Origin of the sequence: Bacillus sp. SA1-12, assembly GCF_000981385.1 — a bacterium.
GTDB lineage: Bacteria > Bacillota > Bacilli > Bacillales > Bacillaceae > Metabacillus.
Window position 1 is genome coordinate 124,690 of record NZ_LATZ01000128.1, and the last position, 19,607, is coordinate 144,296.

Genomic DNA, 19,607 nt, shown 5'->3' on the forward strand with positions numbered 1-19,607 from the left:
GAGATGTTCAATTATGAAAAAGGTGGAGAATATGACAATCGATATTGAATATGCCGAAACAATTATTGTTGGAGTTCTTTACAGAGAAAAGTGGAATTGGTATGTTACAGATAAAGAAATGTGGTTTCTCGATTTAATAAAATTTGAAAAGGCCTTTATTGATGCTGGATACGAACTCTATAATCCAGGAGATTATTCTGACCGATTTGATATCCCAATCATCAATAGGCATACAGTGGCAAACTTTATTGAATATATTGAGGAATATAAAGTGACAACAACACAACTTGCTAAAATGCTGTTGGAAGAGTCCGATAAAGATGAAATAGATAAATATAAACCTTCATTATTTGTTAATTTTGATACAGAAACACTTATTTCTAACTTTCCTGAACCAGCATCGTTTGAGAATTATATTCCAGATCATTGGAAGGGTTTATATAAGGATTTTTTAGAGGATATTCCAGTGGATGAAAGGTATTGGATCGTTGACGAGCAAAGCTACTTTTAAAATAATGGACAGAAATATGAAAGAAAGAACGATATTAGCTGAATATAATGAACAGACAACAAGGGTTTATCAAGCGTATAATAATCAAATTGCAAACGAAGCTCTTAATTTAGGAACGTTTGGAAGTTTGTTCAAGAATGATAGGATGACGTGGATAAAACCCTCTTTTTTATGGATGATGTATCGTTCAGGCTGGGGGACTAAGGAAAATCAGGAGAGAATTTTAGCCATTGATATTAAAAAGGATGGTTTTGATACCTTATTAAGGAATGCTGTTTTAAGCAAGTTTGAACAAGAAATACACGGTTCGATTGATCAATGGCGAATAATGTTAAAACATTCAAATGTAAGGTGTCAATGGGACCCTGATAGAGATATATTTGGTACCCCTCAATTAAGAAAAGCGATACAAATAGGGATAAGCGGACAATATGTTGAGATATATAAAAATAGTTGGATAACGAACATAAGTGATTGTACATCTTTTGTTAAAGAATTAAGAATGAAAATAGAAGCTGGGCATGATATACAGCAAGAATTGCCTAAACTAGAAGAATACAAGGTAGATAAAGTGATCAGAGAAAATTTAGGAATGAAATAATAAATAAGGGTGATTGTATGACACAGGCAAATCAATTTAATATGATGGTAGACAAATTTGTAAATGGTGATACAGGTGAGGAGGTAGACGGAATAACGATTTTAATTGATGGTAAATTAAAACAAGTGTTTGATATTCTAATGGAGAAGGACCCAAAATATACAACATATCCTGAAATATTAAGAGATATTATCTTTTCAGGTACTTCTCAATTAATGGAATCTGTAAAAGATAATAAATAATTATAGATAACTAAAAATAATAAAAAAAATCCTTGAAAATAATAACAATTCAAGGATTTTTTTATATTAAGGAACTTTCCTATTATGCAGGAACACATAAATTTAATTTTCAATAATGATTAGTAATGAATCATCGTTCATGTTTTTCTATTAAACTTATAAATTAAATTCTTTTATTAGCTGATGAATTTCTTCCTTTTTGATTGGGTCAAACGGAGCCATTGGCTTTTTAACAGTGCCTGCATTTATTCCTTTTATGTTCAATATTTCTTTCAATGATTGAAATAATCCAAGTTCCAGTACTTTTTCAATGAGATCATTGGTAATATGCTGTAATTCATAAGCTTCGGCGAATTTTCCTTCCAGACACAACTCCATAATCTGTTTAGCTCGTCTGCCATTAATATTGTATGTACTCCCAATTGCCCCATCCACTCCAGAAATCATTCCGTATATAAGCATTTCATCAAAACCAGAATAAATGATTTTATTAGGAAATCTTTTTCGAAGCCGTTCCAATAAGTAAAAGTTTCCATCGGTATATTTTACCCCTATGACTTTCTCATTTTGTAAAAGCTGGTTGAAATGAGCCATTGTCATAGATACACCTGTTAAAGATGGTATAGCATAAATGATCATATTGTTTTTAGTGTTTTCAATAATTGTTTCATAATAGTTTTTAATTTCCTCGAAAGAAAATTTATAGTAAAAAGGTGTGACAGCGGAGAGACTTTCATAGCCAAGCTCTGTTGCATATTGTCCAAGTTCAATGGCTTCATCTAAATTGATTGAGCCTACCTGGGCAATTAATTTGACCGCCCCTTTATTTTCCATACTAACAATTTTAAAGATTTGTTTTTTTTGTACGGTTGAAAGCATAAAGTTTTCGCCAGTGCTTCCGTTGACATAAAGCCCATCTACTTTTTGAACATCAATATTTTGTCTAACGATATCGCGTAAACCATGTTCGATAATCCTTCCATTTTCATCAAAGGGTACAAGTAAAGCTGAAAATAACCCCTTCATATGGTCTCCCCCTTAAAAATGTGTTAAAATAACTAACGAGATATAATATTGTCAGACCAATTTTGTTGTTTACAACCTCATCTTAAGGGGCCTCTATTGAAAAGTCAATAAGTATTTGTAAGGGTTTTCATAGTACTTTTTATAAATATATATAAGGATGATGATGACATGGCTATACAAAAAACGTCATTAGTCGAAATTGCAATTGAAAGAATAAAGAGCTATATCTTTGAAGAAAAATTCAAACCGAATGATAAATTTTTATCCGAAAGGGAATTAGTTGAACAGCTTCAAGTGAGCCGGACTGTTGTACGAGAAGCGCTGATTTCTCTTCAAACAGTTGGAATCTTACATGTGAAGCCGGGTGGCGGAGTTTACATAGCAGTGCCTACGCTTGATTCAATCAGTACGATATTAAAGCATCACTACGATACATATGGTGTAAAAATTAAAGAATTATTGGAAACTCGAGAAATTATCGAGCTTGGGGCATTGAACTTAATCATTGAAAAACAAATAGATGTTGACATTGATTCCCTTATTGATATCAATGAATCTTACTATCAAACCATAATCGAAAAACAAGATGCAAAGAAATTTGACCGGATCTTTCATCAGTCATTAATTAAGGCCACAAAAAATGAGACGTATTATCACTTTAGTGAAATCATTCATGAATATTTTAATCTAGCGAAAATCGATTTAATTGAAAAGGAGACTGCACTAATCCAAGCCTATAATCAGCATCTGGAAATCATTGAGGCAATAAAAAATAAGAACTTGCAAATCGCCCAGAACATCATGAAGGAACACTTTATACCAATTTACAATTTTATTAACCGGTTGGAGGAAAAAGCGTAAAATGGAACCCATTCAAGCTGAAGAAAGAAAACCGCTTAAGAAAACCGTTATTCAGGAAATTAAGCAATACATGATTGACCACCAATTAAAAGCAGGGGATAAACTTCCGACTGAGAGAAAGTTTACAGAAATGTTTGATGTTAGCAGGTCAGTAGTTAGAGAAGCTTTAAGTTACCTGGAAAATACGGAAGTGATTCGGATTAGACAGGGGCAAGGCGCTTTTTTAAATAAATCCAATATCGAAAATTTATTGGACAGCTTCTTTTTCTTATGGCAAATGAACGGGGGAAAAATTCAGGATATTTTAGGATTGAGGATTTTATTTGAATCAAGTGCCATTGATGAAATTGTAAAAAATCATAAATCAGACAAATTGGAACGTTTAAAGAAGGTTGTTGAAGAGAGTAAAAAGGCAGAAACTTCTGAGGAGTTTAGGGAAGCTGATAGCTTATTCCATAAACAGCTTCTTCAAACAACAGATAATGAATTGTTTATACAAATGACAAATATGATTACAAGTTACTTCTTCCAGGTTCAACATATTATAATAACGATAAAAGAATATCAATCCATTGTTAAAGAGCATCAAAATATTGTCGAAGCTTTATGTCTCGCTGATGCAGAAAAAGCAAAACATCTGCTTGTAAAACATATTAAGAAAACAAGAGTTTAGGAGACATTCTATAGAGCCGCTTCGTTTATAGCGGCTCATCATTTGCTGTACATATAAAGCAGAGCCTAACCAGCCTTCTGAAAGTTACTCTCCTGCTCTTTCCTCAAACAGCTTAATAATTTCAATTACCGTATTGGTTGCTTTGATCATATTTTCGACTGAGATAAATTCAAATTTCCCGTGAAAGTTTTCCCCGCCGGTGAAAATATTTGGGGTTGGCAGTCCCATATAAGAAAGCTGTGATCCGTCTGTCCCGCCGCGAATCGGCTCGACGATCGGCTCAATCCCTAAATTCTCCATCGCTTGATAGGCAATGTCAACAATATATTTCACAGGCTCTATTTTATCTCTCATATTGTAATATTGATCATTTAATTCCAAGATGATGGTATCTTGGCCATACACGTTTTTGAATTCGTCGACAAGGTCAACCACTGTCTTCTTTCTAGCTTCGAATTTCTGCTTATCATGATCGCGGATGATATAGTGAAGTTTTGTTTCTTCTACATCGCCTGTGAACGAAAGTAAATGGTAGAATCCTTCATAGCCCTCCGTGAATTCAGGTGCCTCCATAGCGGGCAGTTTGCTGTTAAAGGCCATCGCCATTTTAGCGGAGTTAATCATTTTTCCCTTAGCAGTTCCTGGGTGGACATTGTTTCCTTTAAACGTAATTTTGGCAGCGGCAGCATTAAAGCTCTCATATTGAAGCTCGCCAAGCGGGCCGCCATCGACTGTATAAGCAAAATCTGCATTAAATGCGGTTACATCAAATTTATGCGGCCCTCTGCCAATTTCCTCATCAGGTGTAAAGGCGACTCTGATTTTCCCGTGCTTAATTTCTGGATGCTTAATTAAATAATCCATCGCTGTCATGATTTCAGCAATTCCCGCTTTGTTATCTGCACCTAAAAGGGTTGTTCCATCGGTTGTAATTAAAGTGTGTCCTTTGTAATTAGCAAGATTCGGATAATGAGTCGGCGAAAGGACAATATGTAAGGATTGATTTAAGGTGACGTCATTACCATCATAGTTTTCGACAAGCTGCGGCTTTACATTAGAGCCTATGAAATCGGTCGCAGTGTCGACATGTGCTAAGAACCCAATTGTTGGTACTTGCTTTTCCGTATTGGACGGAAGGGTAGCCATCACGTATCCGTTTTCATCAATGGTCACATCTTCCATGCCAATTTCCTTTAATTCGTTCACAAGGAGATTGGCAAGTGTTAATTGACCAGGGGTTGAGGGGCAGGAATCATTGTTTTCATTTGATTGGGTATCCACTTTTACATAGCTTGTAAAGCGTTCAATGATTTCGTTTTTCATAGTAACTCCCTTTCTTATTGTAGGATAGCTTTATCATATCACGTTGGATGCAAAACTACATAAAGGGAGACTTTCATTAGTGGGGAGTTATCGGATCTTTACGTGCACTTATCCTTCTTAGCTTCTCTTGAATCACTGCCCGTTAAAAAGGGATAAAAAAACCATTGGGACAAGGCCCAATGGCGTGAAAGGATAGCAACTAAACCCCGCGACGTGCAAAGTCAACAAATCGAAATTTGTCAAGGCGGTGGCGAGATTCCGTATATTGGAACAGACTTGCATTATCTAAATAGACATAGTTCTTCACTACAACAATATGTGAAAATCCATCTAAGTCAAGATATTGGCGATCTTCCTCAGAGCAATCCTCCACTACAATTTCCTTTTTGGCAAAGCTAATGTTAAGCTTTAGCTCTTTTTCAAGGTACTCGTAAATGGAGCCCTCACAAATCTGCTTTGTTAAGGTTGGAACATATTTTTTTAAGAAAAAGTCCTTGTCCAAAATAATGTTTTCGCCGCCGATTGATCTTGACCGAATAACCTTCCAGATTTCGTCCTTGCTTGTGGCATTTAATTGCTGCTTGATAAATGGATCGGGCTTGATTAATCCAAAATCATGAACGGTTGTGATCGGTTCAGCTGTGAAGTTTTTTGAAATTTCCTTAAAGCTGACCAAACCCGAAATGGGAAAACTCATTTTTTGGACATCAATGACGATGGAGCCTTTGCCCTTGATTTTTTGGATAAACCCATTTTGTGATAAGAGGTTTAACGCTTTACGGATCGTTTCTCGGCTCGTATCATATGCTTCGGCCAAATCATTTTCAGATGGAAGAGCTTCACCTGCTTTGATTTCACCGGCTTTTATTTTATCAGTCCATTCCTTGTAAATGGCATGGTATTTATTTTTTCTCATGTCATATCACCATTCTTATCTTACCATGAACAAGCTTGACAATGCATACAGACTAAGGTTTAGTCTTTTTTAAAATAATAAACAACCGATTCATATGGACGAAGATCCATTTTCTCAAATGAATCAGCTGTATCCGAGTAGTTTGAAATGAGCTGTTGTCTTGAATAGCCGTCTACATTGATATGCTCAGGTAATTCAAAAGTTGTCTTATCCTCATAAAAATTATTGATAACCAACAGCTTTTCTTTTTCTGTTGTACGCACATAAGCAAATAGTTGCGGGTCATCCTGTAAAATTAGTTCATAATCACCGTCTGTGATAATGTCATATTCTTTTCGCAGCGAAATAAGTTTTTGATAATGATAAAATATCGAATTTGAATCATTAAGGGCATTTATTGCATTAATGTCTTTATAATTACTTGCTACATCAATCCATGGAGTTCCAGATGTGAATCCGGCATGTTCGGTATTATCCCACTGAACAGGAGTACGTGAATTGTCACGTGATTTCCTTTTCAATACTTCAAGGATGTCTTTTTCAAGCATTCCTTTTTCTTTTAAAATCGAATACATATTTAATGATTCAACATCACGATATTGGTCGATTGAGCTGAATTTAGGGTCAGTCATGCCAAATTCTTCGCCTTGGTAAATATATGGCGTTCCTTGCATCATATGAATTGTTGTTGCAAGCATTTTTGCTGATTCACGGTGGTATGCCCCATCATTCCCATAACGGGAAACAACTCTAGGCTGATCATGATTGCACCAAAACAGGGCATTCCAGCCGCCGCCTTGATTCATTCCGATTTGCCAAGTGGATAAGATTCTTTTCAATGCTTGAAAATCCATGTCTCCAATTGCCCATTTTTCACCATTTGGATAGTCAACCTTTAAGTGATGAAAGTTAAACGTCATGCTTAATTCTTTACGCTCAGGATTGGAATACTTAATGCAGTGCTCAATCGTTGTCGACGACATTTCACCGACGGTCATGCTATCATGCTTAGAGAACACTTCCTCATTCATTTCATTAATAAATTCGTGGACACGCGGTCCATCTGTATAAAACTTTCGACCGTCACCTGGTGGTAGGGAACCGTCATCATCCGGGAATTCCTGGTCTTTGGAAATCAAGTTGATTACATCCAGGCGGAAGCCATCAACCCCTTTTTCGAACCAAAAATTCATCATTTTGTAAACCTCGCCTCGCAGCGTATCATTTTCCCAGTTAAGATCTGCTTGTGTAACATCAAAGAGATGGAGATAATATTGACCGGTCTTTTCGTCATATTTCCATGCAGGACCTCCGAACTTAGATACCCAGTTTGTTGGCTCAGGGCCATCTTCTTTCGGATCCTTCCAAATGTAAAAATCCCTGTACGGATTATCCTTTGAAGAAGCGGCCTGCTTAAACCACTCATGCTCTGTTGAAGTATGATTGACAACTATATCCATAATAATTTTAATGCCGCGTTGATGGGCTTCTTCCACTAAACGATCGAAATCCTCCATCGTTCCGTACTCTTCATGGATATTGTAATAATCACTAATATCATAGCCATTGTCGCGCTGCGGTGATTTATAAATTGGAGTAAGCCAAACAACGTCCACTCCCAGTTTCTTTAAGTAATCTAGCTTTTCTATAATACCAGGCAGGTCACCAACACCATTGCCCTGTGTGTCGTTAAAGCTTTTCGGATAAATTTGATAAACAACTGCCTTTTTCCACCAAGGTTGTTTCATGTTTTTCCACCACCAAATTTAATTTAGGTATTCAAGATATACTCATATAAAGCAAGATACGATACCATGATGAACAAGCTTTTGGCTATTATGTTCCATGGTATCGTTATATGTTTGATATAAGCATGGGAGAGGCTGCTTTCTTTCAGCAGACTCTTACCCAGGCATCATCTTATTTTTCTTTACGCATCTTTCCTAACACCAGTGTTAAGACGAAAGGTACAACTATCACGATCGCCATTCCAATGAAGAATGAACCCCATTTTTCTGGGAAGATGGATAAGAATCCAGGCAGGCCGCCAACCCCAATTGATGGAGCTTTAACACCTTGCACTGAAATGAATGCACCTGCAAGCGCAGATCCGATAATTGCTGAGATAAAAGCAAAACGGAATCGTAAGTTTACCCCGAACATAGCAGGTTCTGTAATACCAAGGTAAGCAGAAACCGCGGATGTTAAAGAAAGACTCTTAAGTTTTTCATCTTTTAGAACAAGCATCATTGCTAATGCAGCAGTACCTTGTGCAATATTAGATAGGGCAACCATCGGCCATAAGAATGTACCGCCAGTGCTGCCGATTAATTGGAAGTCTACCGCTAAGAATGTATGGTGCATTCCTGTAATAACAAGAGGAGCGTAAAGACCGCCGTAAATTAATCCGCCAAGAATTGGAGCCACCTCAAAAATCCCAACAACGATATCTGTTATCACATTACCAATAGCAAATGTAATAGGACCAATCGCAATAAAGGAAATAAGTCCTGTTAACAATAAAGCAATTGGTGCCACAAGGAGCAGCTGGAATGCATCAGGAATACGTTTTCTTAAGAAGATTTCAAGCTTAGCTAACACAAATGAAGCTAGTAAAACAGGTAATACCTGACCTTGGTAACCAACCTTTTGTACTTCTAAGCCAAATAAGTTCCATGTTGGAATTTCTTCAGCTGATCCATAACCCCAAGCATTTAAAAGATCAGGGTGAACAAGCATTAAACCAAGAACGATCCCTAATAATGGACTGCCGCCAAATCGATTGACTGCAGACCAGCCGATTAAACCAGGCAGGAACACAAATGCTGTGTTTGCAATTAAGTTAATAATGCTGGCTACATCAGCCCATTGCGGATATACCTCGATAAGTGCCTGTTCAAAGAAAATTCCCGGTCCGGTTAAGATGTTGTTAATTCCCATTAATAAACCGGCTGTTACGATGGCTGGCAAGATTGGAATGAAGATGTCAGCCAATGTTTTAATGGCACGCTGCAGAGGGTTTAAGTTTTTTTCAGAAGCCTTTTTTACATCATCCTTAGAAGCTGCCCCTACTCCTGTTTGCTGAACAAGCTCTTTGTACACCTTATCAACTGTACCTTGGCCAATCACCACTTGGAATTGTCCGTTAGTTGAAAATGACCCTTTGACAAGATCAATATCTTCTAGTGCTTCTTTATCTACTTTACTTTCATCTACTAATGCAAAACGTAAGCGTGTAACACAATGTGTTGCCGCTGATATATTGTCTTTACCACCTATTGCGTCAACAATTTTACTGACTTGTTTTTGATCGACACTCATGGTTTTCCCTCCCGTGTATCCTTTTTCTGTAATCTATAACATTACAAATTTGAACAAGCTCCCTAGAAGCGTTTTCATAATCAAGTCAGCTTGTCGAAATGTGTATATACATGTCATGCTTTTATCATAAACTTGTATATACATGTTGTCAATAAAAATAAATGCGTTTTCATAAAAAGATGTCAGTTAATGATTTCCACCTTTTGAAAAAAATCAAACGAATAAAAGAAAATTTCCTTATAAATAGTAGTGCGTCATTGTATCGAAAAGATACACATGGTAAAACATAAGTAATTCTTAAAATTGCAGATAAAGAGAAAGAGATGATCAATGATGGATTTTAAAGCAAGAATTAAGCCTTTTTTGAAAACGGATGATGTTCAACTTCAACAATTTATTGGATATGTTTTACATGATTACCCGAATGTAGAAAAAAGCTGGACTGAGGAACTCCTGCATAAGGCTGTCGAAAATAGAGAGTCACCAGCTTTCTTGTCAATTGACCCTGAGCATGAAGAGCTCGTTAGCTATTTAGTTGAGGGGGCTCAAAAAGCGCCATATGACATAGCAGGTGGTTATTATCATTTGATTTATGACCTCTCTCCACAGCTTGCTTGGAAATATAAGCAGGAACTCTCGCCTTTCATTTCAAAAGAAATGTGGGATTTATACGATTTATTAGTTAATGGAACGAGGGAGGAAGTATCAGCTAAATTCGAAGACATCTTAGTCAGACTGGAGACGGAACAATTTCTTGATTCGGGTTTTTATCAAATGGCAAAAAAAATCGCCTATACACTTGTGAAAAAACAATGGATAACAGAGGTCGAACTAGAGAAGGAGCTACTAAGGAATGTAAATGCAGAATGGTTTACTTATAGAGGGATTCTCACCGTTTATATGATTGGGCTGCTAAAGAGGGATACGTATCTTCATGCATTAGCACCATTGCTTGTTCGTGATGAGGATATCTTATTGGAAGAGGTTTCAGCGGCATTAATAACCTTTCAAACAGATGAGGTGGTAGAAGCAGTGGCGCCTTATCTTTTAAAAGAGGAATCCTCTATTTTTGCTGCGTCGATCGTTGAGAATATTAAATCAGATTATGCGATCCAGGTGCTAAAGGAAGCCTATCACCAGGCCGGGGATAAGGATAGTAAGGTTATGATTATTGAGGCACTTGCTCACCAATTAAGCCCGGCAGGTGAACCGGAAATCAATGATTTTGTAAGCAAGAGACCCCAATCATATTTAATTGATCTAAATCTAATGGCTTATGGCTATTATAAAATAATGGGAATCGACCATCCGCTTTTAAGTGAATGGGAAAGAGGGATAGGTAATCAAGGAAATGGACAATTGGAGTCGACGCAGCCGGAAATTGTTAACAAGGTTGGAAGAAACGACCCATGTCCATGTGGAAGCGGGAAAAAATATAAAAAGTGCTGTATGTAGAGAGAAAGTAGCCACTTCAAGGACAAAACCAGGTAAAGGAAACAGAGAAAAGTCACATATAAAGCGTCTAAAGGACAAAACCGGGTAAAGGAAACAGAGAAAAGTCCCATAGAAAGGTTCTAAAGGACAAAACCGGGTAAAGGAAACAGAGAAAAGTCCCATAGAAAGCGTCTAAAGGACAAAATCAGGTAAAGGAAACAAAGAAAAGTCTCATAGAAAGGTTCTAAAGGACAAAACCGGGTAAAGGAAACAAGGAAAAGTTCCATAGAAAGCGTCTAAAGGACAAAACCGGGTAAAGTAAACAAAGAAAAGTCCGTCATCCCGTATGTGAAGGCCAAAACTCGAAAAGAAATCCAAAGAAAAGTCCGTCATCCCGTTTGTGAAGACCAAAACTCGATAAGAAATCCAAGGAAAGGTTTCTCATACACAATGTAAAGGACAAGACTTGGATAAAGAACCCCTTACCATAAAAAGTAAGGGGTTCATTTTATTATTCAACAACATCAATATGCTTAAAATCCTTTACCTGAAAAAGTCCAAGGTTTGTGAGCTTTAGCTCTGGAATAACGGGAAGAGCTAAGAAGGATAAGGTTAAAAACGGATTAAAATCCCCGGTAAAGCCAATTTTTATTAAAGCTTTATCTATTCGCTTTAATCCATCATTCACGTGGTCATACCGATCAGCAGTCATTAACCCTGCAATTTCTAATGGTAAAGAAGCTAAAACTTCCTCATCTTTTATGACAACCATTCCTCCGCCTATCGATGTCATCATGTTTACAGCTTTCATTAGATCAAGGTCATTTGTCCCGACCGCAACCACATTATGTGAATCATGGGCAATCGTTGTTGCAATCGCGCCTGAGGATAGTCCAAAGCCCTTCACAATTCCGAGTCCGATCGTTCCTGTCGAGCGATGCCGTTCAAATACCGCAATTTTTAGCTGGTCTCTTCCAAGTGATGGTTGGAAAAAGCCATTTTTCCCTTCTATTTCTTCCTTACTATGACGGGTGACAATTTTGTTTGGAATGATTTCAATGATATTTGCTTTAGCATGGTTTGGGCATTTAATTTGTATATCTTCTAGGGTAAAGGCCTTTAAATGAACTGTATCTGCCAAGTGTTCAGGAACAAGCACTGTAGGAGATGTGTTCAGGCATTTACCTTTTTCGGCGATAAGTTCTCCCTTGATGAAAACCTGATCGATATCAACCGTTTCTAATTCATTTAATAGAACAAGATCAGCATCATATCCAGGTGCAACTGCGCCTTTTGTCGCCAGGCCGAAGCATTCAGCAGCATTAATTGTTGCCATTTGATAGGCTAGCATCGGATCAAGTCCATTTGCGATGGAGAGTTCTATGCTGTAATCAATGCTGCCCTCTGCCATTAAATCATCCAAATGTTTATCATCTGTGACAAATAGACAGCGGCGGGCATTTCTTTCCGTCACGACAGGAAGCAGTGATACTAAATCCTTGGCAGCAGATCCTTCTCTTAGCATGACATACATTCCCCGCTTTAGGCGGTCATATGCCTCTTCAGGAGTTATACACTCATGATCGGTTTTAATTCCTGCTGCTAAATAGACATTTAGAGGATCACCAGAAATACCGGCTGCATGACCATCAATTTTTTTCTTTAAATGGTTTGCATTTGTGAGTTTCTCCATCATGGCTGAATCCTGATGAAAGACAGAGGGGAAGTCCATAACCTCACCTAATCCAAGTACGCTTTCATCCTCATAAAAAGGCTGCAAATCTTCCGCAGACAGCTTTGCCCCTGCGTTTTCAAAAGGTGTTGCTGGAACACAAGATGGCAGCATGAAATAAATGTTCAAGGGCACATCCTTAGCCGTATCAATCATAAACTGAATCCCTTTAGAGCCGCTGACATTTGCAATTTCATGAGGGTCGGCAATAACAGTGGTAACGCCATGCGGCACAACAAGCTGTGAAAATTGTGCCGGTGTAACCATTGCTGATTCGATATGAACATGACCATCAATGAAACCTGGAGAGATTATCTTTCCTTTGGCGTCTATTGTTTTTACCCCTTCATAGTCGCCAATTCCAACAATGACTCCGTCGGTAATGGCTATTGATTCTTCTATTAAGTCACCATTAAATACATCAATGATTCGCCCGTTTCTGATCACGAGATCAGCTTTCTCTTTTTTGGCAGCTGCCGCCAGCCTTCTGCTATATGAATTATCCATATTGGCTAACTCCTTTCGATTGAAAAAAACCGCATAAAAAAGTTTGTGTACTTTTCTTTCTGCGGTTTCTTTGACTATGCTTTAATGAATCTTACAACAATTATAGGCTGATAATCAATTTTATTGACATAAAAAGTAACATGGTTGCCGTTTATTTTGAAATAACCATTCCTCTTTTGGTTCTCTGATGGCGAAGCAGCTCATCGAATCCCCCAGCACCTAGGACAACGCCGAAGATGATAAAGATAAAGCCGATCACCTGTGTGAACGTGATCACTTCATTTAAAAACAGGGCGGCCCCCACTAATGCAAAGAATGGGTTTAAGTTAATAAAAATGGCTGATTCGGAGGCCCCAACCTTTCCAACTGCATAATTATATGTCATATGTCCAACTGACGTAGCTAAAATGGCTGAAGCAAAAAAGATTAACCAAATTGAAACTGAACCGCCAGCCATGCTTTTCAATCCGTCTGGTTCAACCATTAAACTTATAAGGAATAAGAAAACAGAGCCAATGAGAAGCATATAACCTGTCATCAGACGCGGGTCTAAAGTTGAGGAAACTTTTTTAATGATGATAAAGCTAATGCATTGCGAAAAGATCGCTAAAAATACGTGAACATCCCCTAGAGAAATAGCTTGTAAACTGCCAGCGCCTTTGAAAACAATAAACGAAATTCCGACAAATCCAAACATAATGCCAATAAAGCGTAGCAAGGTTACTTTATTTTTAAGAAAAAAGATTGCTAGAATCGTAGTTAATATCGGACCCATCCCTAAAATAAGCCCGCCATTAGAGGCAGATGTTCCTTTAAGCCCAACCGATAAGAAATAATGATGACCAACAACATTAAATAAGGAACAAATAAGGATCCAAAGGAATTCTTTTTTAGAGGGTTTTCTAACGAGTTTCAAACCGAATAAAATGATGAATACTCCAATACCTGCAGTGAAAATTCGCAGAGCAGTCATTGTGACGGGCATAAAGCTTGCTACAAGCAGCTTAGTTGCAATGACATTTAATCCCCAAATCACCATGACAAAAAATAACGAGATGTAAATTTGATATTTGCTTTTGTTGCTCAAGGTTTTTCCTTCTTCCTTTATTACAATTTGTTTAACTTTTGTATGCTTCATCCATGATATAGCAAAACAACTCCATCTGTCTAATGAAGAAATCTAAATTTAATAAGTGCATTTTTCATAGGTTCATAATGTGAGAGCCCCATCAGTGGGGGAATTCTTTATCCCCCCATTGACTTATCACCATAAAATGCCACGGCTATTTTTCACGACTGACTTGGACAACGATCCTTCATCGGATCTTTACGGGCAGTTATCCGAAACTTAGCTCCAAAGCTCCTCTAGATTTCGAATTAGTGGGTTTACTGTCAGTTAAGAACATTATGAAGTAATATTTGCTTTCAGACTGCTTCTTCATTAAACTCTATATAGAATCTGATATGGAGTGATGGCAAGTTGGATCACAAACAAGCGCAAAGCTATGAGATTATTGAGGTATGTTTACTAGCAGGAAAAATTATGCTCCGCAGCGGTGCTGAGACGTACCGGGTAGAGGATACGATGATGCGTATTGCTGCAGCCTATGGAATCTTGCACTCCCATAGCTATGTAACTCCTACGGGAATCATTTTTTCGATTGATAGTCACCATCCAACACAATTAGTGAGAATTGTTGATCGTTCAACAGATCTTCAAAAGGTTGCAAGAGTAAACAGTGTTTCAAGGATGATTAGCAGCGGTGACCTTACTATAAAAGAGGCATATGAACATCTAAAGGTCATCGAACAGGACGCCCATGCCTACCCGATATGGGTGCAAATTGCTGCTTCGTCAATTGCTAGCGGGTGCTTTTTGATCATGTTTCAAGGCGGCTGGACTGATTTTCTTCCTGCTTTATTTGCTGGAGGTATTGGCTTTTCCTGCTTGCTCTATATTCATCGGTTAATTGAGATCAAGTTTTTTGCAGAGTTTTTAGCTGCTTTTATCATTGGATTATTATCGGTTTTATTTATTACGTTTAATCTTGGAACAGAGCTTGATAAAATCATTATTGCTTCTGTTATGCCGCTGGTACCGGGTTTATTAATTACAAATGCTGTAAGAGATTTAATGGCAGGTCATTTAGTTTCCGGTATCTCAAAGGGAGCTGAGGCGTTTCTGACAGCATTTGCGATTGGAGCAGGTGTTGCTGTTGTTTTTTCCTTTTATTAACTGAGTCAATTGGACAAGCTAGGAAAAATGGGGGGAGATAGATTGATTGAACAATTCATTACAAGTTTTGTTGCTTCCTCTGCATTTGGGATTATATTTAATGCTCCTGTGAAATCCTTATTTAAATGCGGCTTTATTGGGATGATCGGATGGATGATTTATATTGGGCTTTATGAATCCATGAATGATAGTGTATTTGCATCGGTGGTTGCTTCCTTTTTTATTGCTATCATTAGTCAATTTTTTGCCAAAGCTTATAAAACACCAGTTATTATCTACAATGTATCAGGCATTATTCCATTAGTACCTGGAGGTTTAGCCTATGATGCTATGAGACAGGTTGTGGAAAATAATTATAATGAGGCCATTCCTCTTGCTGCAAAGGCCTTTATGATTTCAGGAGCAATTGCCATTGGACTCGTCCTATCAGAAGTGATTAACCAAATTATTCGAAAGGTGAATCTTCGAAAGACTACATTTTAATCAATGGCTGTTGTATAATGTTTTTCATCACTATTAGAGAGGTTTTAACAATGAATTCAACTATAAAAAATCAACTTGAACTATTTCAAGAACGAAAAAAAAATCGCGGCCGCCTTTTAGTTAGCTGTCCCGATCAGCCAGGTATTGTCTCTGCCATCTCAAAGTTTTTGTTTTCACATAATGCAAATATCTTAGAGTCTAGCCAGTATTCGACAAATCCAGAGGGTGGGACATTTTTCATTCGCATCGAATTTGAATGTCCGGGCTTAAAAGAAAAGGCAAAAGATATGGAGGAGCAATTCACTCAAATCGCTGAAGGTTTTTCTATGGATTGGAGCTTCACACATGTGTACAATGTAAAAAAAACAGCGATCTTTGTATCCAAGGAACTGCACTGCTTACTTGAGCTTTTATGGGAATGGCAAAGCGGAGATTTAATGACAGATATCGCCATGGTCATCAGCAACCATGAAGAAGCGAGGGATGTTGTGGAAGGGTTGAATATCCCGTTCTATTATATTCCGGCAAATAAGGATATCCGTGAACAGGTTGAAGAAAAACAGCTGCAGCTTCTTAAAGATCATAATATTGATTTAATTATTCTGGCGCGCTATATGCAAATCCTAACTCCAAAATTTGTTGCGGCAAATCCAAATAAAATCATCAATATCCATCATTCCTTTTTACCTGCCTTTATCGGAGCAAGACCATATGAACGAGCATATGGCCGCGGTGTAAAACTAATTGGTGCAACTTCGCACTATGTCACAAACGATCTTGACGAAGGTCCGATTATTGAACAGGATATTGGCCGTGTTGATCATCGTGATGATGTTGACAGCCTGAAAAAAATTGGCCGTTCGATTGAACGCAGCGTCTTGGCTAGAGCTGTGAAATGGCATTTAGAAGACCGGATTATTGTTCATCAAAATAAAACGATTGTCTTTTAAGGTGAATCCCCTTTTGAGGGGATTTTTCCTTTATATTAGCAACAAGTTGAGGATACTGATCATACAAAAACTCACCTAGCAAGGTGAGTGAAAAAAGCAATTATCGACTTGTTCTTCCGCTGTATCTGTGTCTATGGGGATTCATACCATCTACAGTGGTAAAACCACTAAACTCATGATAATGACCGCCTCCAGAAAGGGGGATAGCTGGACCTGTAACACCACGAATCTGGTGTCTATGTTGATCATCGATAGAAGTAAAAGTAAAGTATCTGTGGGTATGTTGTACTCCAGTTGGAGCCGGTTCAGTCATTCCAGCATATCTGTGATTATGTCCTACATCGAAAGAAGTAACACCTTTAAACTCGTGGATATGGGTGGGCCTTCCATCCCATGAAGTGATATAAAGTTGATGGGAATGCATAGGATCAGAATCATCTGAATGATACATAAATCCAGACACAGGAATTTTCATTAGGAACACTCCTTTTTGCCTTTTTTATTACTTTATGAGGTAAAACAAAAAATATTTCAATCTTTGTACCTAAATGTTCAACCAGCAAAAAGGAGGGCGGCTCCCTATAATACCTTATATCCCTTCTTAAAAATGAGAATTCAACCATAACCATTCTTCAAAAATAATGATAAAATAGTAGCAACTTTATTACATATCGGGAGGGACTGTCGTGAAGCGATTAAGTGGAAAAACGATTGCACTTGCTGGACAAAGAAAGTCAGAGGAATTAAGTAAGCTAGTTGAAAATTTAGGCGGAGTTGCTTTAGTGCGTCCGGCACAGGGGACCGTTTTTTTGGATGATTCGAATGTAGAAAAAGAGATTCAGGCTTTAGTAGATGGAAACTTTGATTGGCTTATTTTCACGACAGGTATTGGAACAGACAAGCTATACCAGACCGCAGTGAAGATGGGCTTAGATGATGCATTCATTGCATCCTTAAAGAGTGCAAAGGTAGCGGCAAGAGGCTATAAAACTGTGAATGTGTTAAAGAAGCTCGGGATTCAACCTGCCGTAAGGGATGATGATGGAAGTACAGCCGGGCTGGTTAGAGAGCTAAATGCACATCGTCTAACTGGGTGTCGAGTTGCCCTTCAGCTTCATGGTGATCCAGCACCCGTATTAATTGACTGGCTTGAGGCACAAGGTGCAGATTATCGTGAAATTTTGCCTTATAAGCATATTCCGCCAAAACAAGAGGTGATGGAGCAGCTTGTTGGGGAAATTTTAAATGGTGAGGTAGATGCTGTAAATTTCACAAGTACGCCGCAAGCGCGCTTTTTAATGGCATACGCTAAAGAAAAGGGGTTAGAAGATAAACTGCTAACTGCATTTTCAACAAATGTTGTGGCTGTAGCAGTTGGCAAGGTAACAGCTCAGGCATTACGCGAAGTTGGAATCACAAGAATTGTAGTCCCAGAAGAAGAGCGGATGGGCAGTGCGATTATTGCACTTGTTCACTACTACCAAAACAAACGCTAAGAAGTTAATTGTTGAGGAATAGAGGGAAATCAACCTCTATTCCTGAAGTTTTTATTCTGACTAATTTAGACCTATGAGGAAAAGAGTGCATTGTCCACTCTTTTTCATCGTTATAAGGAATGTATCGAACTACGGATAAAGGAACTTTAGTAAGTCCGATCACTTTTGTTAACGCTTTAAATCTACTATAATAAATCTTGTTTAACACAATTATACTTAAACTGCATAAAGGGTGATGGAGAGCATGAAATATCGTCAGTTAGGAGATACAGAACTTAAGATAAGTGAGCTAAGCTTTGGAACATGGGCGATTGGCGGGTCATGGGGGAAATCGGATGATCAGGAAGCGCTAAAAGGATTAGACCGTGCGATGGATGAAGGCGTTAATTTCTTTGATACAGCTGATGTATACGGCAACGGTCATAGTGAAGAATTGCTGGCAAGGGCAACCAAAGGAAAAGAGGATAAGATTCATATTGCAACGAAGTTTTGCCGGGCGGGAGATATTCATGATCCTGAGACGTATTCAGAAAAAACAGTGACAGCCTATTGTGAGGCTAGCTTAAAGAGGCTGCAGCGTGAAACAATAGACCTTTATCAAATTCATTGTCCGCCAATGGAAATTCTTAAAAGTGGACAAGTATTTGAGGTGCTTGACAAACTTCAGCTGCAAGGAAAAATCCGCCACTATGGTGTGAGTGTAGAAACGGTGGAGGAAGGTCTATATTGTCTGGAGCAAGCAAATGTGAAGGCATTACAGATTATCTTTAATATTTTCCGCCAAAAGCCAGTTTCTGAATTACTGCCGCAAGCAAAGGAAAAGGGTGTCGGCCTTTTAGCGCGTGTCCCACTGGCAAGCGGACTTTTAACAGGTAAATTTACGAAACAGGCAACATTTGAGGCGGATGACCACCGCAGCTTTAATAAAAATGGCGAGCAGTTTAATGTTGGCGAAACTTTTGCCGGAGTTGAATTTTCAAAGGGTGTTGAGTTAAGTGAACAGCTAAACTGGATCGCTGAGGGCCGGGGAAGCATGACAAGAGCAGCCCTGCGCTGGATTCTTGATCATGAGGAAATCACCACAGTCATTCCAGGATTTAAAACAGTGAAACAGGTGGAAGACAATCTGCAAGCGACAAATGTTCCTGCATTCAGTGAAGCAGAATTGAAAATGTTAACCGACTTTTACCATCAGGAAATCCATGCAAATATACGTGGTGCCTATTAAAGAAAATGAAAGAGGACTGACTCAAAAACATGAGACAGTCCTCTTTTTATATCTAAAGGCGGCAATG

At 38.2% G+C, this 19,607-nt stretch carries 19 protein-coding genes; 11 read left to right on the top strand and 8 right to left on the bottom strand.

Going from position 1 to position 19,607, the window contains the following annotated elements:
* Positions 1–13 precede the first annotated feature (13 nt).
* From WQ54_RS24775 to WQ54_RS24785, 3 genes are read left to right on the top strand one after another with little or no spacing between them, the layout of a single operon-like run.
* Complete coding sequence (locus tag WQ54_RS24775; RefSeq protein WP_231597644.1) at positions 14–511, top strand: hypothetical protein; 498 nt, start codon at positions 14–16, stop codon at positions 509–511.
* A complete protein-coding gene (locus WQ54_RS24780; protein WP_046588345.1) occupies positions 471–1,112 on the top strand; it encodes a DUF4291 domain-containing protein in 642 nt (213 codons plus the stop codon). The genes WQ54_RS24775 and WQ54_RS24780 overlap by 41 nt, the downstream gene beginning before the upstream one ends.
* Before the next feature lie 17 nt (positions 1,113–1,129).
* Entirely contained in the window at positions 1,130–1,354 is a 225-nt protein-coding gene (locus tag WQ54_RS24785) for a hypothetical protein (protein ID WP_046588347.1), read from the top strand.
* Positions 1,355–1,510: 156 nt separating this feature from the next.
* On the opposite strand, the gene WQ54_RS24790 is transcribed toward WQ54_RS24785, so the two are convergent.
* On the bottom strand, positions 1,511–2,380 hold the full coding sequence (locus WQ54_RS24790) for an N-acetylneuraminate lyase (protein WP_046588349.1): 870 nt from the start codon (positions 2,378–2,380) through the stop codon (positions 1,511–1,513).
* Positions 2,381–2,548: 168 nt separating this feature from the next.
* On the opposite strand from WQ54_RS24790, the gene WQ54_RS24795 reads away from it, so the two are divergent.
* Positions 2,549–3,241 (top strand): FadR/GntR family transcriptional regulator, encoded by a 693-nt coding sequence (locus WQ54_RS24795; protein ID WP_046588351.1) that lies wholly within the window; start codon positions 2,549–2,551, stop codon positions 3,239–3,241.
* Position 3,242: 1 nt separating this feature from the next.
* Entirely contained in the window at positions 3,243–3,914 is a 672-nt protein-coding gene (locus tag WQ54_RS24800; RefSeq protein ID WP_046588353.1) for a FadR/GntR family transcriptional regulator, read from the top strand.
* Between the two features lie 84 nt (positions 3,915–3,998).
* Here WQ54_RS24800 and pepT read toward each other — a convergent pair whose 3' ends face one another.
* From pepT to treP, 4 genes are all read right to left on the bottom strand, one after another.
* Positions 3,999–5,237 (bottom strand): peptidase T, encoded by a 1,239-nt coding sequence (pepT, locus tag WQ54_RS24805; protein WP_046588354.1) that lies wholly within the window; start codon positions 5,235–5,237, stop codon positions 3,999–4,001.
* A gap of 199 nt (positions 5,238–5,436) precedes the next feature.
* On the bottom strand, positions 5,437–6,153 hold the full coding sequence (gene treR / locus WQ54_RS24810; RefSeq protein WP_046588356.1) for a trehalose operon repressor: 717 nt from the start codon (positions 6,151–6,153) through the stop codon (positions 5,437–5,439).
* A 59-nt stretch (positions 6,154–6,212) separates the two neighbouring features.
* On the bottom strand, positions 6,213–7,901 hold the full coding sequence (gene treC, locus WQ54_RS24815; protein WP_046588358.1) for an alpha,alpha-phosphotrehalase: 1,689 nt from the start codon (positions 7,899–7,901) through the stop codon (positions 6,213–6,215).
* Between the two features lie 172 nt (positions 7,902–8,073).
* A complete protein-coding gene (treP, locus tag WQ54_RS24820; protein ID WP_046588361.1) occupies positions 8,074–9,474 on the bottom strand; it encodes a PTS system trehalose-specific EIIBC component in 1,401 nt (466 codons plus the stop codon).
* Between the two features lie 330 nt (positions 9,475–9,804).
* Between treP and WQ54_RS33950 the strand changes: the two genes are divergently transcribed.
* Positions 9,805–10,929: an SEC-C metal-binding domain-containing protein gene (locus WQ54_RS33950; protein WP_052737961.1), complete on the top strand. Its 1,125-nt coding sequence runs from the start codon at positions 9,805–9,807 to the stop codon at positions 10,927–10,929.
* Between the two features lie 490 nt (positions 10,930–11,419).
* On the opposite strand, the gene ade is transcribed toward WQ54_RS33950, so the two are convergent.
* Both ade and WQ54_RS24835 read right to left on the bottom strand, forming a co-directional pair.
* Positions 11,420–13,147 carry an adenine deaminase gene (gene ade / locus WQ54_RS24830; RefSeq protein ID WP_046588362.1) on the bottom strand — a complete coding sequence of 576 codons (1,728 nt, stop codon included), beginning with the start codon at positions 13,145–13,147 and terminating at the stop codon, positions 11,420–11,422.
* 151 nt (positions 13,148–13,298) lie between these two features.
* Entirely contained in the window at positions 13,299–14,234 is a 936-nt protein-coding gene (locus WQ54_RS24835) for a DMT family transporter (RefSeq protein ID WP_231597645.1), read from the bottom strand.
* 393 nt (positions 14,235–14,627) lie between these two features.
* Here WQ54_RS24835 and WQ54_RS24840 point away from each other — a divergent pair, with 393 nt between their 5' ends.
* The 3 genes from WQ54_RS24840 to purU are packed head-to-tail and all read left to right on the top strand — an operon-like array spanning position 14,628 to position 16,816.
* Complete coding sequence (locus WQ54_RS24840; protein ID WP_046588363.1) at positions 14,628–15,383, top strand: threonine/serine exporter family protein; 756 nt, start codon at positions 14,628–14,630, stop codon at positions 15,381–15,383.
* Between the two features lie 42 nt (positions 15,384–15,425).
* The gene (locus WQ54_RS24845) at positions 15,426–15,866 is read left to right on the top strand and encodes a threonine/serine exporter family protein (RefSeq protein WP_231597646.1); all 441 of its coding nucleotides are present in this window, start codon (positions 15,426–15,428) and stop codon (positions 15,864–15,866) included.
* A 50-nt stretch (positions 15,867–15,916) separates the two neighbouring features.
* Complete coding sequence (gene purU / locus WQ54_RS24850; RefSeq protein ID WP_046588365.1) at positions 15,917–16,816, top strand: formyltetrahydrofolate deformylase; 900 nt, start codon at positions 15,917–15,919, stop codon at positions 16,814–16,816.
* A 100-nt stretch (positions 16,817–16,916) separates the two neighbouring features.
* Here the strand turns inward: purU and WQ54_RS24855 are convergent, their stop codons facing one another.
* Positions 16,917–17,291 (bottom strand): YmaF family protein, encoded by a 375-nt coding sequence (locus WQ54_RS24855; protein ID WP_046588367.1) that lies wholly within the window; start codon positions 17,289–17,291, stop codon positions 16,917–16,919.
* 211 nt (positions 17,292–17,502) lie between these two features.
* Here WQ54_RS24855 and WQ54_RS24860 point away from each other — a divergent pair, with 211 nt between their 5' ends.
* Positions 17,503–18,312, top strand: coding sequence for a uroporphyrinogen-III synthase (locus tag WQ54_RS24860; protein WP_046588369.1), 810 nt, complete (start codon positions 17,503–17,505; stop codon positions 18,310–18,312).
* Positions 18,313–18,556: 244 nt separating this feature from the next.
* Positions 18,557–19,540, top strand: coding sequence for an aldo/keto reductase (locus WQ54_RS24865; RefSeq protein WP_046588371.1), 984 nt, complete (start codon positions 18,557–18,559; stop codon positions 19,538–19,540).
* Positions 19,541–19,607: the final 67 nt, after the last annotated feature.

Bases quoted from the DNA above. Each gene is read 5' to 3' on its own strand.
- WQ54_RS24775 (WP_231597644.1), top strand. From the start codon at position 14: ATGAAAAAGGTGGAGAATATGACAATCGATATTGAATATGCCGAAACA.
- WQ54_RS24780 (WP_046588345.1), top strand. From the start codon at position 471: ATGAAAGGTATTGGATCGTTGACGAGCAAAGCTACTTTTAAAATAATG.
- WQ54_RS24785 (WP_046588347.1), top strand. From the start codon at position 1,130: ATGACACAGGCAAATCAATTTAATATGATGGTAGACAAATTTGTAAAT.
- WQ54_RS24790 (WP_046588349.1), bottom strand. From the start codon at position 2,380: ATGAAGGGGTTATTTTCAGCTTTACTTGTACCCTTTGATGAAAATGGA.
- WQ54_RS24795 (WP_046588351.1), top strand. From the start codon at position 2,549: ATGGCTATACAAAAAACGTCATTAGTCGAAATTGCAATTGAAAGAATA.
- WQ54_RS24800 (WP_046588353.1), top strand. From the start codon at position 3,243: ATGGAACCCATTCAAGCTGAAGAAAGAAAACCGCTTAAGAAAACCGTT.
- pepT (WP_046588354.1), bottom strand. From the start codon at position 5,237: ATGAAAAACGAAATCATTGAACGCTTTACAAGCTATGTAAAAGTGGAT.
- treR (WP_046588356.1), bottom strand. From the start codon at position 6,153: ATGAGAAAAAATAAATACCATGCCATTTACAAGGAATGGACTGATAAA.
- treC (WP_046588358.1), bottom strand. From the start codon at position 7,901: ATGAAACAACCTTGGTGGAAAAAGGCAGTTGTTTATCAAATTTATCCG.
- treP (WP_046588361.1), bottom strand. From the start codon at position 9,474: ATGAGTGTCGATCAAAAACAAGTCAGTAAAATTGTTGACGCAATAGGT.
- WQ54_RS33950 (WP_052737961.1), top strand. From the start codon at position 9,805: ATGATGGATTTTAAAGCAAGAATTAAGCCTTTTTTGAAAACGGATGAT.
- ade (WP_046588362.1), bottom strand. From the start codon at position 13,147: ATGGATAATTCATATAGCAGAAGGCTGGCGGCAGCTGCCAAAAAAGAG.
- purU (WP_046588365.1), top strand. From the start codon at position 15,917: ATGAATTCAACTATAAAAAATCAACTTGAACTATTTCAAGAACGAAAA.
- WQ54_RS24855 (WP_046588367.1), bottom strand. From the start codon at position 17,291: ATGAAAATTCCTGTGTCTGGATTTATGTATCATTCAGATGATTCTGAT.
- WQ54_RS24865 (WP_046588371.1), top strand. From the start codon at position 18,557: ATGAAATATCGTCAGTTAGGAGATACAGAACTTAAGATAAGTGAGCTA.